Origin of the sequence: Brevibacillus fortis, from assembly GCF_046196545.1 — a bacterium.
Lineage (GTDB): Bacteria > Bacillota > Bacilli > Brevibacillales > Brevibacillaceae > Brevibacillus > Brevibacillus fortis_A.
This window is the reverse complement of sequence record NZ_CP176370.1, coordinates 824,224-839,553: the sequence shown is the minus strand read 5'-3', so window position 1 is coordinate 839,553 and position 15,330 is coordinate 824,224. Positions and strand designations below refer to the sequence as shown.

The following is a 15,330-nucleotide window of genomic DNA, read 5'->3' as shown; positions in this document are numbered from 1 at the left end:
GATGGGGCATTCTTGAAAAGAAAAAAATCGAAATGTCTCAAGAAAGTCTTTGGACGTTTAGTACAATATGGACCCTATCTGGAACGTCGTAGAGATCTAAGTAATCATCTTAGAGATGAATGTAATGAGTTGAATCCGAATAATCCGAGTGGGACTTTTTGTTGTTACCATTGTAGTAGATGTGCCATATATGGTAATCGTTATGGTGACTATGACTGCAACTATTGTAATTCCGCAGAATGTAGGGGCGGGTGAACAGCATTCCTTGGTATAGAAAACACGCGAAAAAGCACCCTGCTTCACCAGTAATAGTGATCCAGGGTGCTAAAATAGCAAACTTGCTCTATTGCGTCCGATCCGGTATGACAAAGGACACCGTTGTTCCTTCACCCGGCTTACTCGTAATGCGCAAGCCCTTCCCGTACATTTGCGTCAGTCTCCGATTCGTGTTGGATACTCCGATTCCGCCTCTTTCCTTCTTCGACAAGTCGAGAATTTGCCGCACAGTCTCTTCCTCCATCCCGATACCGTCATCCTTCACCTCAAAAAGAGTGGCGTTTTTTTGCCGGACGATGCGGATATGGAGAGTTCCCCCCTCAATTCGGGTAAGAAGACCATGGTTGATTGCATTCTCAACCAATGGCTGAATGGTCAGTGGCGGAATCAACAAATCGATATCAGGCTCAACCTCCCACACGATCTGTAGCCGCTCGCCAAACCGCTCCTTTTCAATGTAAAGATACGCTTGGACAAGCTCCAGCTCATGGGAGAGGGCAACTTGTTTTCCTGTATTTAAAAAGTCGAAGCTGATATGCAAGAAGGCGGTAAACGCATCCCCGAGTTTACGCATCTTCTCCGTATCAATGTCACTGAGTGCCATAATCGAGCTAAGTGTGTTGAACAAGAAGTGTGGGTGAATCTGTGCCTGCAAGTAGGCAGCCTCCATGCGCAGTCGTTCATCGACGGTTTGCTTGAGCGTCGTCAACGACCAGACGCGATATTTCAGCTCCATGCCATCGACTGGTTTGCAAACATAGTCATTCGCACCAGACAAATACCCGGTGTATACATCCTCAGACTGGCTACGCGCCGTTAAGAGCAAGATCGGAAGCTCGGAAACAGTGAAATGCTCCCTGACCTTTTGCGTCAGCTCGTAGCCCGACATGTGCGGCATCATGACATCGATGATAAGCAAGTCCCACTGCTCAGTAAAAAGCAGATCGAGCGCGTCTCTGGGCGATGTGCACGTCGTGATTTGGTATTGCGAGGATGAGAGCATTCGATCCAGCACCCTTAGGTTAATTGGGTCGTCATCGATCGCCAATATGTTCGCCTTTCTTTCTACAAACGTATGTACAGCCGTTTCCTGAAAAGCCAAGATACCTGAAGCTTCGCTATGCCTCATCTGGTTGATAGCCGTCACTTGATTATTCTTATCTATCTGCTCCACATATTGGCTCTCTGCTGCTTTCATTTCATCTGTACTAACCACGGGCAGCCAGAAGCTAAATACCGAACCTTTGCCCGGTTCAGAGTCGACTCTCAGCTCGCTATCATGCAGCTCGACCAGCTGTGTACAAATAGCAAGACCGAGGCCGATTCCTCCTCCATCGTTCGTTGCTTGCGCTCCCTGCTCATACGGCAAAAATATCCGTGCCTTGGTCTGCTCATCCATCCCGATTCCTGTATCGGATACATAGATCGCCATCTGTCCGTCCACGATATCAGCAGAAACGACGACAGATCCTTCTTCCGTGAATTTCAGTGCATTGTGAACAAGATTGAACAGAATCTGGACTAGCCGCTTCTCGTCTGCCAAGATTGGTGGAATGGACTCTCGTATGTCCATTTTCAGTTGAACAGGCTTACCCTCTACCATGTAGGTGAGCATGCTGATGATTCCGGAAACAACCGATTGAATATGCAACGGCTTCTTCTGCAACACGATATGCTTGTCTTGCAATCGTACGACATCTAACAAATCGTCTAGTAAATGCGACATTCTGCGGCTGATCGTGATTAAGAGCTCCATATCCTGCGTGCTGCGACGACCCATGACATGCTTTTCATTGTTAACGACAGTCTGGGCGATATTCATGATGCCGTGCAGTGGCGTTCTCAGTTCGTGAGAAGTATGGGCGAGAAACTGGTCTTTGAGCTTGTCGGCTTCTTTCAATTGCTCCGTTAGCATTGCCTTTTCCTCTGAATTGCGAAAGAATCGCTTGAACCAATAGGCAGAAAAACTGACAAGAGCAGCAATCAGATCGAGCGGATAAAACACGTACTTGATATCGATGACTTGATATTCCATGATTGCGGACCATATGACATTGGAAAAAATACTCGTTGCAGCAATGAGCAAAAACACAGCGTCATGCTTGTTTTGCATGAGCATGCGGCTGATCCTGCATACAAACAGCAACAACGGGCCGAAATAAATCATGACCAAAAATGGCGTCCCCGCTAAAACATACACCCATTGTGCCGTTCCAACTACGATGACTGCCGAGTATAGACTAAGCATGAAAAGATACGCCCTGAACGGTTTGGAGTATTCTTTCTCCCCCTGTTCAGTTAAGCTTCTGACCAATAATATCATCAGCAAAGGCTGCCATATGTAGGCAAGCACTTCCACCTTGATCGCCCATGTATAATCGAAGGGGAACCAATGCAACAGCAGGTTGTCATAATCAGACACACTCTTTATCCCCACGCAGGAAAGCAACAACAAAAACACCAGAAACTCTTTGTGACGGGCGTTAAATATATACAAGATGCCGGCGTACAAGCCATGTAGCACTAGGATGAGGAAGGTTGCCATCTGGAAGCCGATAGAATACCAACGTTCGGTGTCAATAGTGGCCTGCGACCCGAAGTAAATCGATCTGACAAGGCCCCCTTCTATTGGATTATGAAAGTTGGCCGTTCGGACAAGCACTTCAATGACCTTCGCATCATCTGCAATGTATGTAACCGTGAAGGATTGCTTCCGCGGTGTGTACTCTTCCACTGTTGCCGCAGGCACTCCGACTCTGGCTAAAATCTCTCCGTTAACCTCTACGGTGGAAGCTGCCTCCACTTGCGGAACCCATAAGGTGTATGGCTGATTTAGCGGTTGATCGACCAAGATTCGTAAACGGTATGTTCCATAGCCATACGATGACGGAGAGTCCCTGGAAAAAGCGCTGCTCCAATTGCCAGGCACTTGAACGTATTGTCGTTCGTCATTCAATGATTGCTTGAAATCTTCATGCGTGATGAAAGAATTAGGAAAAAACTCCCATTCCCCATCCAGTGAAATAGACGGGGAATTTTCAAAGTCCCACCCGCGCATATCAAGAACCCCTTGAACCACAGGCGGATGCTCTGGAAACGTGTGAAACGAAAACCAGAACATCCGAAGACCTAGCAGAAATGCTAAAAACAAGAGAAGAATCAAAAGATGCTTACTTATGAGTGCTTTTGAATGACTCCGATTATGGTTGCTTTGCTTTATCATAGTAAGATCATCTTTCGACACGATTCAAATTATCCCTTGTCAAATTGCAGTTCACCTAGTCCTTTTTTCTCACACAAACTGTCTACTATCGTTATTCCGCCCAAACCGATAAATGGCGATTAAAGCAAAAACCGTAGCGAATGCGAGCAAAATAGCTATGTTCAAATACAAGCTCCCCAGACTGTACCCTTGTTGAAGCTTATTCACCGTATCGAGCAACCAATGCTGGGGCAAGAATGTTGATATTTTGCGCACGGTGTCCGGCATGATTTCCATTGGGAAGAAGCATCCGGCCAGGAGGCACGTCGGTACAATGATCAGGTTGGAAATCGCTCCGGCACCTGCTCTACTCTTCGCAAAGGCAACGGTCATCAGAGAAAGTGCGATTGCCCCCAGCGCGAACACGAACAGCGGCAGAATCATTTGACTATACGAGACGCCTGCATCTATGCCAAAGACGTTTTTCATGACGAGCAAGGTCACGATGATTTGCAGCAGTAAAATAAACATGCTGACGATAATATTCGAGAATACATAGGATCTAGCCGACATCGGCGAAGAAAGGAGTCGCAAAAAGGTACGATTTTCTTTTTCTTTTAAAATAATCTCCGACATGTTCACCGCTGAAAACATCATGAACATAATGAGGAAACCAATCGATTGATTCGTCATACGCGTCACGTTCGAAGTGTCTTGAAGCGTTACCGTGTTGAGCTTGTAGCTTTGCTCGTGGTATGCCGTATACAGCTTCGTGAACTTAGCCTCATCCGCTTGTGCCGCTTTTCCAATCGCGGCAAGATTGCCGATATAACTGTGCAGCATGGCCTTCACGTAGGCAGTAACCTGTTCACCTTTTACGGATACAATATTCAAGTGTGCTGGCGCCCCTTTCCGAACACTTGCAGCATACCCCGACTCAAAAACAATTCCGCTATCCAGCTCACCTGAAACGATTTGTTCACGCATCGTTTGTTCGTCGATGACGGTGACTTTGATAGATTTCAATCTCTCGATAAACCGGATCGTGTCCTGCGTGATCATCTGGTTCCCATCCTGATTGATGATTCCTACATGGATCGTTCCGCTGCCTGCATTGCTGTAGAGGGTAAGAGACAGCAGAACCCCTGCGATCGGCAAACCCAAGTAAGTGAACCAGCTTTTTTTACTGCGAAACGTCTCCATCAGGGTTTTCCGAATTAGCCATAGCATTTCACTCATACGTAAGCCCCCTCCCGTCTGCGCATTGTGAAAACAGAAATAATGATGAACGCCGTGGCAATGCTCACATTCATCGCAATTGCAAACCATGCGCCTCTCGGATTGTCTGTGTAGATGATTTGCATCAGACCTGTATTCACCCAGTGAAGGGGAGAGAATTTGGACAGGAGGCTGAAGAGACCAGCTGATTGATCAACGGGAAAATAGGCACCGCCTACAAAGGAGGCGACTTGCGTAAAAATATTGTTGATTGACCTTACCCCTTCACCTTTGAAAAGAAAGCTAATTCCCAGACCCAGGCTGACCGCAAGCAGCACCTCTGTCAAAAGCACGAGGATAATCATTCCGTAGTGGTTGCCCCAATCTGCCTGGAACACGAACTTGCTGACTAAGAACACGACGAGTACGAAAAACAGATTGACGAACGTACTGCCGATCATTTTGCCGGTAAAAATGGCACCTTTGCTGACAGGTGCTGCCATTAATCGGGTGGACGTTTTGTTCGTTCGCTCCCCGGTGAACAAATAACTCGCAGAGAACATCGAGTAGAGCGCAACCATGGTCGTCATCGCAATCGCATAATAGTCGATTGCCCCCGGTTTTTTATTTGCATGCAAGGTCGTTTCATGAATAAAATCATCACGCTGTCCGGTACCCTTGACGATTGCCGAAGCAGATTCGGGATCTATCTGATAAGCTGCGGATGCGAGCGAGTACCGATCTGCAAAAACGGTTAGCATCCCCGCAAGGATATTGCTTCCTATCGCATTCTTGCTGCTTCCATAAAACTCAATCCCCGCATCACTGACGACTGCGTACCCCGTATAGCGATCCGAGCGAACTTCCTCCTGCCCGTCCATGCCTGAACTTACTTGAGCGACCTCCACTCCCTTATCACCCAATGCTTTTATAAATGAGTTCCACGCCGTAGACATTTGCGCATTCGTCCCGTTGCTTTTATACAGCAAGCGCATGTCTCCTACGGTCCTCGAATCGTCGAATGCATTGGAAAGGGCGGAACCTAATATCAACATCAGAATGATGGGAAGCGCTAGCATAAACATAAACGTTCTCTTTTCGCGAAGGCTGGACTTGATTTCTTTTACAGCGATATTCCATATATTCATGTCAAAGCCCCTCCTCTAGTCTCGCAAGTTTCGACCGGTTAAGGTCAAGAACACAGTCTCCAGATTCGGCGCCTGCTCTTCAACAGAGCGGATTTCTACCTGATCCTTGATGAATTGTTGAATGATCCGGTTCAGGTTGTTGATCTCCGTTTTCGATACGATTTTGATCGTATTCTCTTCTTGAAGCACCGCATTCACACCAGGAATCGCCTTAATACCTTCGAGGTTTAAGGGTTCATCTGCCCGGACACCTATCCAAATTTCCTTCGCGTCGGTAATAATCGCTTTTAGCTCCTCCTTCGATCCTTCCGCGATGACTTTTCCATGATCAACGATGGCAATACGGGTGCAGATTTCTTCGACCTCCTCCATGTAATGGCTCGTATAAATGATCGTGCAGCCCATTTCGTTGAGCTTGCGCACCGAATTCAAGATATAATTGCGCGAATGAGGGTCAATCCCGACAGTAGGTTCGTCCATGATGATCAGCTTCGGCCGATGGGCAATGGCGCAAGCGATGTTTAACCGACGCTTCATCCCGCCAGAGAAGTTTTTGGGAAAGCTAGTAGATTTGTCACCAAGACCTACGAATTCAAGCGCCTCTTCCGTCCGTTCGCGAAGCAGTGATCCACGCAGTCCGTACAAGCCAGCAAAAAACCTCACGTTTTCATAGGCAGTCATATCCTCGTAGATGGCAATATCTTGTGGTACGATACCGATGTTCATTTTGGCGAATTTACTGTGCTTCTCAATGTTTTTTCCCAGCAGGGTAATCTCACCCTTTGTTACGCGCAACAGGGAAGCGATCATGTTGATGGTCGTGCTCTTTCCCGCTCCGTTGGCCCCCAGGAAACCAAAGATTTCTCCTTCACGCACATTCAGAGACATATTGTCGACGGCGACGAAATCACCGAATTTTTTCGTTAACTGACGAATTTCCAATACATGACTCACGTAACTCACTCCCTTCGTGGCTATGTCTGCATTGTAATAAAAAAGGATGCCCCTATGTCAGTGCATAAGTTCATCCCTCGGTATGAGAATTCTCATGTTATTTCTCATGATCTTTTTCATTCGTTGCGATAAGGCAGCAGTGTGGTCACGCTAAAGCCTCGTGTACCGTCTACAATCACTGTTCCACCAGCGGAAGCAGCTCTCTCCTCCATCCCGAGAATGCCAAGCCCTTTTACAACCTTTTCTGCGCCGTTCCCATTGTCTGTGACCACTGCTTTTATGAATGTATTCAGCACCCGTACCTCTAAGGAAATCACTGTCGCCTTCGCATATTTGAGTGCATTCGTGACCGCTTCCTTCGCATTTTGCTGGATGATTTTCCACTGAATCGGTGTAATGACGTCGATGTCCCCGTCAAAAGTAAGCGTGGCTGTCACTGTCTCTCTCGCAGACAGCTCATCGACAAACAACCGGAGTCGATTGATTCCCAGCTCCTCCGGCCGTGGCTTCACATCCTTGAGTGTCACTCTGATTCGCTCCAGCCCTTCCTTCGATATTGCGATCGCATTACGGAGCAGCTCGGATGCCTTGTCTTGATCAGTCGCCATCAGCAGTCGCGACGCTTCCATTTGTATCAGCGCACCTGCAACCGCATGCCCCACATCGTCGTGAATTTGTTGGGAGAGGCGATTGCGCTCCTCCAGTTGAATAGTGTAGGCAGACTGTCGGAAATACTCATGGTTTTCGTTTAAGGTACGGGTCAACCCGTATAAATCCTCTCTCAGATTCTCCCGTTCAGCCTCCAGCCTGCCAAGCTTCTCTGTCAACATACTGCCGCATCTATGCAGAAAAAAACTGAGCAAGGCCGTGAATAGAAACAAGGGCACCCATTCAGGTGGTACGATCAGCAGTGGCAACAACATGAATAGAAATACGACCACCAGTTGCTTACCTGCCAAGAAAGCCAGCTCCAACATATTGATTGGCAAGAGCAGTAAAAACAACGGATCGAGCACGAGTCCACTCGCTACCACGAACAGGATGGATAGCCCAACAAACCATTGCTGATGATTCTTCTTTTTCATGATGAGAATAGTGAGATTAATAGCCAAATACAACAAGTACACAAGAGTTTGCCACGGGTCAACTTCAGAAGTGGGATGAGCAAGAAAAGAAGTCACGATGATAAGCCCAAGTACCGCTGCCTTATTAGCCATGGTCCATAATTCCATCGGTAGACCTCCTTTCAATCAGACATGCTCGTTTCGCCCGTCAAATAATAGATGGCGATCTGCGTACGGTGTTCAAGCGCTGTTTTATTCAAGATGGAAGTTATGTAATTCGCAACTGTTCCCTCGGAAATAAACAGCTTCTTGGCAATCTCTTTGTTCGATAGCCCCTTGGCGATCTGCTTCATGACATCGAGCTCCCGTTCCGTAAATAAGCTTTGGTCGATTTTGCTTTCGGTAGGGTTGGCTGCTTTCGCTTTGGAAGGAACGGTAGCGGACACGGTATCCGTAGCGTTCTTTCCTGTATTCAGGTTCATTTTGATCTTATCCAGGACGACATCCTGCAGCACATGATGGTTGTTATAGACACTCTTGATCGCATCTCGAATACGGTTGGGATCATTGTTTTTCAATAAATAGCCGCGTGCCCCCGCCTGAATGGCTTCGAGGACAAATTCGTCATCGTCGAATGTAGTCAAAATGAGCGGTTTGACCGTAGTCTCGGCAGTCAGCACACGAGTCGCTTCCACTCCATTCATGTTCGGCATCCGAACATCCAAGAGCGCGACATCTACCTCGTTTTGTTTACAAAACGTCACCGCCTCGACCCCATCCTCCACACTCCCGACTACTTCAAACTCCTCGAAGCTCGTCAGGATGATTTTCATGCCTTCCCGTATAAACGAATTGTCGTCTGCGATCAACACTTTGATTTTCAAAGCAGCTTGCCTCCCGTCGAACACACCCTCGTCCGCATAAAGAGCGGACGTATATATTTTTCCCAATATTACCACTGTCCCGCTTTGCTTCACAATTGTTGAATCGCTCCCCAATTGTTCTCACTTTCAGGTCACACATGGAAAAATTAACACTTCGAATATATATAGACACGAATGCGCTGTGTCAGTAAGATAAATTACCTGAGCTCTCGTAACCAACATACCAGGGCCAATTTTTTGAATGGAATACTCTATGGAGGGGAATTTGTGGAAACAGCACAACTAAATAAAACGGCTTGGAACACCGGGGCTTATCAAGCGTGGCTGAAACGCTTTGGAACACCTGTTGACGCAGCGGTCAAAATTAAAGAAGACCCCCAAAAGCGAATCGGTAAAGTATATGAGCACATGGGGGATATTCGCGGCAAAAAGATTATTAATTTACTCGGTTCTAATGGAAATAAAGCCGTTGCGCTCGCCTTGCTAGGTGCCGACGTGACCATTGCCGATTTCTCTTATGAGAATGAGCAGTACGCCAGAGAACTGGCTGCAGCTGCCGATGTTGACCTGACTTACATCGTATCGGATGTATTGCAGCTACCTCCAGATGTATTGTCTGGTGAGTATGATCTCGTTTTTATGGAATTCGGTATTCTTCATTACTTTTTGGACTTAACCGAATTATTCCAAGTGGTCTACTCACTCCTGCGAAAAGGCGGCGTGCTCGTCCTCCAAGATTTCCATCCGGTATCCACAAAACTCATCTCCTCACGCGGAACGACTGCTACTATCCGTAAACATAAAGTAACAGGCGATTATTTCGACACCTCGCTTGAGGAAAAGGACATTGCTTTCTCCAAATTCCTTTCGAACGGGATGAATGACACTGAATCAAAAGTATTGTTACGCAATTGGACATTAGGGGAAATTGTAACGGCCATTGCAAGCAAAGGGCTGTGCCTGAAAATGCTGGAGGAGCTCCCGAACCTTTCCTCGGAAGTTTTTGACAAAGGAATCCCGAAAACCTTCACGATTATCGCCGAGAAATTATAACGAACGTCTGCCATCATCTTACTAAATTCCTACTACCGAACAGAGGAGACTTTCCCTCCTCTTTTCTTTCACGCACTTATAGACTGACGGTCAGTCATATGGTAATCTGTATCCAACCACTTACTGACAATCGAAGGAGGCGTATATGAAAAGAATCGTGAAAAACCCCACAACACGGCGAGCAGAAATACTGGAAGCCGCCGGGGAGCTATTTCGAAATCAGGGTTATGTCCATACAACCGTGGATGCGATTATTCAAAAGGTGGGCGTAGCGAAAGGAACCTTTTATTACTACTTCAAATCGAAGGAAGAGATCCTCGAAGCATTTGTCCAGTCCATGGTCGATACGCTTTGCGAAGAATATAAAAAAATCGCAGATGACTCTACCTTAGGTGTCATGGCGAAGGTTCGCCAGATGCTGCGCAGCCAAAGCCAACCCATCGACAAGAAAGCCGAATGGATGGAAAGCTTGCATCGCCCTGAAAACAGAGAGCTTCACGAGCGTCTGAACATCGCCATTATCGTAAAAATTGCTCCTGTGCTTGCGCAAGTCATTGAACAAGGAAATAAAGAAGATGTCTTTCATGTGGAGAATGCCTTGGAGACCGTTCAGTTTCTCCTCGCTGGCTCGCAATTTTTGTTGGAATCAGGCATTTTTCATTGGGAGCAAGAGGAACAGACAAAACGATTACAAGCCATGCAGGTGATTATTGAAAGGTCACTAGGAGCTGCGCCGGGGTCCTTCTCGTTTCTTTAATGCATGAAAAGGAGGAAAGACAATGAACGCTCATGATAAAGCCTTTCGCAAATTCCTGATCATTTGGTCAGGGCAGCTGTTTTCAGCGATCGGAAGTGGACTTACCGCTTTTACCTTGGGTGTCTTTGTTTTTCAACAGACCCACTCTACCATGAGCTATTCGTTCATCATTCTCTTCTCTTTTCTCCCCTCCTTCCTTTTACTTCCCTTTAGCGGGGTGCTGGCAGACAGATTTGACCGCAAGAAAATGATGATTATTGGCGATATCGGTTCCATAGCTGGTATCTTGTTCATCTTGCTTGTCATGCTGTCCGGTCGTATGGAATTATGGCACATCTATTTTGGGGTCGGCATCAGCTCGATCTCTGCCGCTATTCTAAACCCAGCCTTTAAAGCAGCCGTTTCCGATCTGGTTTCGGAAGAGATGTACTCACAGGCAAGCGGGCTCATCCAACTGGCAAGTTCGGCTCAATATCTTATCTCCCCACTTGTTGCAGGGTTTCTTCTCAGTGCTTTTGATATCCAGCTCGTCTTACTCATCGATATGATGACCTTCCTTCTAGCTGTCGGCGCCGTGCTGATGATTATGAAACACGATGCCACTCCCCATAAACACGAAAGACAAAGCTTTTTTCGCGAAATGTCTGAAGCCTTCCGCTATCTCCTTTCAAAGAAAGGGGTTTTCTCTCTAGTTTTGTTAATGTCCGTCGTGTGCTTTTACATCGGGCTGCTGCAATCGCTTTTTGGGCCTATGATGCTGACATTAACTGATTCCAAGACGCTCGGTATTGCCCTCTCTGCATCTGCATCGGGCATGCTCGTCAGCAGCCTTTTGATCGGACTCTTCGGTATGGGAAAGAGCAAGGTGTTCATGCTGTCCTTCTCTCTCGTACTTGCTGGCTTGTTTTATGCCCTGATGGGTGTGTTCACCTCCGTTTTGCTGATTATGATTTTTGGCTTCCTTTTTTTCATCACGCTTCCCTTTGTGAACACGAGCCTTGAGGTTCTCATTCGAACGAACGTCGAGAATGAACGGCAAGGCAGAGTGTGGTCGATGATCACGGCTATTTCGCAAATCGGGTTCGTACTGGCATTTGGATCGGCGGGATTTTTGGCGGATCATGTATTTGACCCGCTATTTTATCCAGATCAATTGCTGGGTCAAACGGTCGGGCAGATCATCGGAACGGGGCCAGGCAGAGGGATTGGCTTTCTGTTTGTTCTCTCTGGATTGCTTGTGGCACTACTGGGAATCGTAATCGGGCGTGTAAGCAAGATACGGGATTTGGAAGAAATGACACTGAAAGGTATCCACTCGCACAAATAAAAATATTTTCTCAAAATCTATGCAACTTATTCATATTTTCCTTCGTCTTGAATGTCGAGTTCATGAGACTTACACCTAGAAGGAGGAAGATTCAAATGAAAAAAGCTATATCTACTTCGTTGGTTGCTATTCTACTCGCAACAAGTGTACCTGCTGCTCTGGCGGCTGACCTGGAAAGCAAGGGAAATGGGAACGGCAAGCCCGAAGTAAAGACGGAAGCAAAAGACAAATCGAAAGAAACTTCTGTCACAGAATCTGATACCGATACGGATAGCGACGATGAGGACTCAACCGAAGCTAGCACAGAAACCAAGATCAAAGACGTAAAATTGAAAAAACAGCTGATCGAGCTTCGTCAAGAGCTCAAGCATGCAACTGAAATTACAGCGGATCAAAAAACGAAATACGAGCAGCTGGTAGCTGAACTGGAAAAAACCACTGACAAGAGCGGCGCTTTGGAAGTGCAGCTTGAGCTGCTTGAGCGCACGTACCAAAAAGGAGACCACACACCATTCAAAAAGCTGGGAGAACTCCTTGAGAATACTGGCTCGACAGAAGTGAAAGCATTCGTGGATGGACAACAGGTAAAAGCTGACGTGGCACCGTTTGTACAAGGTGGAAGAGCGTTGGTGCCTGTACGTGCTATCAGTTCCGCATTGAAAGCGGAAGTGAACTGGAAGCCAGAGACTCGTACCGTAGAAATTACGCGTGGCGAAAAATCTATCACGCTGTACCTCGATAAAAAAGAAGCAACTGTAGACGGTAAAACCATTTCTCTGGACACTGCACCTGTACTGAAAAATGGACGTGTATTCCTGCCTCTGCGCTTCATCAGTGAACAGCTGAACGCGGAAGTAAAATGGCAAGAAGAAGGCAAAATCGTCATCATTGACGACATTCAAGCCTCTCAAGAATCCGAGCAGGATACAGACTCCGACGATACATCTGCAAAATAATACAAGTTACAAGCCCTCACATAGCTGAGGGCTTTTTTACCGTTAGTTCTATCTTTGCTCGTATGACATACCGACACTTTTGCCATTTTTCCACGTCTGAAAACAAGCTCATTTCCCCCGCCGTCTTCGCCATTCCTAGTAGCTTCATTCAAATCCTGCACGAAACGTCCGAAAAAATCATATGACTCGGACGTTTTGTCTTTCTTACGCACCAAACCGCTGGCGGTACCCGCATCTTCTGCATAATTCCTCGACAGCTTCCCTGCGTGAAAATCCTTCTATCAGATTATTGGCCCGCTCGCCATCCACAATCTCAGTGAAAGAGGTCTGATTAATGTTCCCTAGATTAATAACCCCTTCCCCATCGAGACAGCACGGAACAACTGTTCCATTTTCGAGAATCGCAGCCTGCGTGCGCAAGCCATGGCAAAAGCCTTTTCCATCATCCTCAGGCGCTGTCAGACTTGGCCACTGGAATTCGTAATCTTGGTTCAAATAAACGTGGTCATCGATTTTTACCCCGCTGCCCGGCACTACTTTTTCTTCAATTCGATAGTCCAGCCCAAATTCTTTCTCAATGATTTCGAGCGTCTGGCGGTTTCTACTCTTTTGAATGTTCGTGACGTTATCCTGCGTCAAATTCCACAGCCGGAAAGAAAAAATGACTTGATGCTCCCGAGCTTCCCGAACAAAGGAGAGAATTTCCCGCAAATACCCTTCGCGGTTAGTTGAACCGATATGTCCGTCAAAGCTGTGAAGCGAGAAGTTCATTTGTCGGAGCGCAGGCTTGCCCAGCAATTTATGCCGATTTTTCGCGATCAGCGTACCATTTGTGGTGATATTGACCTTGAAGCCTTTCTCATGGCTGATATCAAGCAGCTCATCAATTTTGGGATGGAGAAGCGGTTCCCCTTTGACGTGCAAATAAATATAATCGGTGTGCGGTTTGATCTCATCCAGCCTTTTCGCAAAGTCTTCTACTTTAATAAAACTTTTACTGCGCTCTGTTGGCGGACAAAAGGTACAGGCGAGATTGCAAACGCTGGTGATTTCTATATAGACTTTCTTAAATGTTTTCAAGATGTTTTCCCCATTCCAGATGCCTATGATTGATCATACCCATCATAGTAACATAGGAGGGCTTTTACGGGTAACGGTGTATTCTGGTGAAGAGGCAACATTCATCCCCTTCCTTTTTCATAGTCCTCTTTTAACATTCCGTATATCTCTAGATCCACGATTCCTTTTCCCGACCATAGCGTTGCTTGTCTAAGTGTTCCTTCCTTCATGAAACCATTCTTCAACAATACGTTCTTGGAGTTCTCATTCGGAGGCATCACTTCCGCCTGTATTCGGTTGACGTTGACATCCATGAACAAAAAGTGGAGTAATATGCTTACCGCTTCCGCCGCAATCCCTTTTCCCCAATGCACTTCGGACAAGAAGTAACCAATCGTCACCATATTTACCTTTTGGTGAAAGTCGAAAGCTTCGATAATGCCAAGCAAGTGATCGGGGTTATCATTGGCGAATATCCCCCATTTGATCCTGGATTTTTTCAGATAGTCTCTCTCAAAATGCCCGATCATGTTTTTCACTGTCGCTTTATTATGCTTGGGGATAATGCCGCAGTATGCAAATACATGGTCATTGCTGTAGATTTCAAATACTTCGTCCAAATGCTGCTCTTCGATTTTCTTCAAGGTGAAACTATCTGATTTTAAAATGGGAAACTGGTTAAAAAGTACGTCAACGTTCATGATTTCAACTCCATCTTTTGAGATTACCTAACTTCTTAATTTTTCCAACATGCCTCTTTTTCCTCCTTATCCACCCAATAGAAAAAAGGTATGGAAGCTTGCCTCCATACCAGCATCATTCATTTCAAAAATAGTAGATAGACAGCCATAATCCCTGAATCTGCAAGGATATGACTGACGATTGAACCCATCAGTGATTTGCTCTTGTCTCGCATATATCCCCAAATCATTCCCGCCAAAAATACTGGCAAAATCATTGCGATATTATACGGCCAGCTAAACAAAGGAATGATAGAGAGGAAATGATACAAACTGTAAAACAATGATGTCAGCAAAATCATGGTTCGCTTCGTCAGCTTTCCTTCCAGCCTTTTAAATAAATATCCTCTCCAGTAGATTTCCTCAAGAAACGGATTGATCACTAGCAAAACAAGGATGAGCCAAACGAGTAGATTGCCTGAGAAATCCCATTGTACCAATAATTTTTGCAGATCATCCTTTTCAAACAAAAAGCTGTGAAAGAAATATCCCGCAAGAATAATGGTGATAAAGAAAAGAAGTCCAGTCATAATGCCATGATACATATTGCGGCGGTTGGTTCCCAATCCCATTTGCCTGAATGTTTCCCGCCATGTATTTCTTTTCAAAACGATCATGTCCACAAACGGAACCGCAAACAGCCACCCGTAAAAAAGCAAAAACGTGACTGGGACGCTACTCATGACTTGTAA

Annotated in this window: 13 protein-coding genes; 4 read left to right on the top strand and 9 right to left on the bottom strand. The window is 46.2% G+C overall.

Features of this window, described 5'->3' with window-relative positions; genetic code table 11:
• Nucleotides 1-343: 343 nt before the first annotated feature.
• The 6 genes from ACKKE8_RS04500 to ACKKE8_RS04475 form a co-directional block, all read right to left on the bottom strand.
• A complete protein-coding gene (locus ACKKE8_RS04500; RefSeq protein ID WP_409177106.1) occupies nucleotides 344-3,499 on the bottom strand; it encodes an ATP-binding protein in 3,156 nt (1,051 codons plus the stop codon).
• 69 nt (nucleotides 3,500-3,568) lie between these two features.
• A complete protein-coding gene (locus tag ACKKE8_RS04495; protein ID WP_409177105.1) occupies nucleotides 3,569-4,717 on the bottom strand; it encodes an ABC transporter permease in 1,149 nt (382 codons plus the stop codon).
• Nucleotides 4,714-5,844 (bottom strand): ABC transporter permease, encoded by a 1,131-nt coding sequence (locus ACKKE8_RS04490; protein WP_409177104.1) that lies wholly within the window; start codon nucleotides 5,842-5,844, stop codon nucleotides 4,714-4,716. Before ACKKE8_RS04490 ends, ACKKE8_RS04495 begins: the two co-directional genes overlap by 4 nt.
• A gap of 15 nt (nucleotides 5,845-5,859) precedes the next feature.
• The gene (locus ACKKE8_RS04485) at nucleotides 5,860-6,798 is read right to left on the bottom strand and encodes an ABC transporter ATP-binding protein (protein ID WP_409177103.1); all 939 of its coding nucleotides are present in this window, start codon (nucleotides 6,796-6,798) and stop codon (nucleotides 5,860-5,862) included.
• A gap of 116 nt (nucleotides 6,799-6,914) precedes the next feature.
• The gene (locus ACKKE8_RS04480) at nucleotides 6,915-8,030 is read right to left on the bottom strand and encodes a sensor histidine kinase (RefSeq protein WP_409177102.1); all 1,116 of its coding nucleotides are present in this window, start codon (nucleotides 8,028-8,030) and stop codon (nucleotides 6,915-6,917) included.
• 14 nt (nucleotides 8,031-8,044) lie between these two features.
• Complete coding sequence (locus ACKKE8_RS04475; protein ID WP_409177101.1) at nucleotides 8,045-8,746, bottom strand: response regulator; 702 nt, start codon at nucleotides 8,744-8,746, stop codon at nucleotides 8,045-8,047.
• 267 nt (nucleotides 8,747-9,013) lie between these two features.
• Here ACKKE8_RS04475 and ACKKE8_RS04470 point away from each other — a divergent pair, with 267 nt between their 5' ends.
• From ACKKE8_RS04470 to ACKKE8_RS04455, 4 genes are all read left to right on the top strand, one after another.
• Nucleotides 9,014-9,799 carry a class I SAM-dependent methyltransferase gene (locus tag ACKKE8_RS04470; RefSeq protein ID WP_409177100.1) on the top strand — a complete coding sequence of 262 codons (786 nt, stop codon included), beginning with the start codon at nucleotides 9,014-9,016 and terminating at the stop codon, nucleotides 9,797-9,799.
• 145 nt (nucleotides 9,800-9,944) lie between these two features.
• The gene (locus ACKKE8_RS04465) at nucleotides 9,945-10,556 is read left to right on the top strand and encodes a TetR/AcrR family transcriptional regulator (protein WP_409177099.1); all 612 of its coding nucleotides are present in this window, start codon (nucleotides 9,945-9,947) and stop codon (nucleotides 10,554-10,556) included.
• Between the two features lie 22 nt (nucleotides 10,557-10,578).
• On the top strand, nucleotides 10,579-11,883 hold the full coding sequence (locus ACKKE8_RS04460; protein WP_409177098.1) for an MFS transporter: 1,305 nt from the start codon (nucleotides 10,579-10,581) through the stop codon (nucleotides 11,881-11,883).
• A 95-nt stretch (nucleotides 11,884-11,978) separates the two neighbouring features.
• Nucleotides 11,979-12,839: a copper amine oxidase N-terminal domain-containing protein gene (locus tag ACKKE8_RS04455; protein ID WP_409177097.1), complete on the top strand. Its 861-nt coding sequence runs from the start codon at nucleotides 11,979-11,981 to the stop codon at nucleotides 12,837-12,839.
• A gap of 204 nt (nucleotides 12,840-13,043) precedes the next feature.
• Here ACKKE8_RS04455 and ACKKE8_RS04450 read toward each other — a convergent pair whose 3' ends face one another.
• From ACKKE8_RS04450 to ACKKE8_RS04440, 3 genes are all read right to left on the bottom strand, one after another.
• Nucleotides 13,044-13,919, bottom strand: a complete 876-nt coding sequence (locus ACKKE8_RS04450; protein ID WP_409177096.1) for a radical SAM/SPASM domain-containing protein — start codon at nucleotides 13,917-13,919, stop codon at nucleotides 13,044-13,046.
• Between the two features lie 101 nt (nucleotides 13,920-14,020).
• Nucleotides 14,021-14,599 carry a GNAT family N-acetyltransferase gene (locus ACKKE8_RS04445; protein ID WP_409177095.1) on the bottom strand — a complete coding sequence of 193 codons (579 nt, stop codon included), beginning with the start codon at nucleotides 14,597-14,599 and terminating at the stop codon, nucleotides 14,021-14,023.
• Nucleotides 14,600-14,718: 119 nt separating this feature from the next.
• Complete coding sequence (locus ACKKE8_RS04440) at nucleotides 14,719-15,321, bottom strand: CPBP family intramembrane glutamic endopeptidase (protein WP_409177094.1); 603 nt, start codon at nucleotides 15,319-15,321, stop codon at nucleotides 14,719-14,721.
• Between the last annotated feature and the right edge of the window lie 9 nt (nucleotides 15,322-15,330).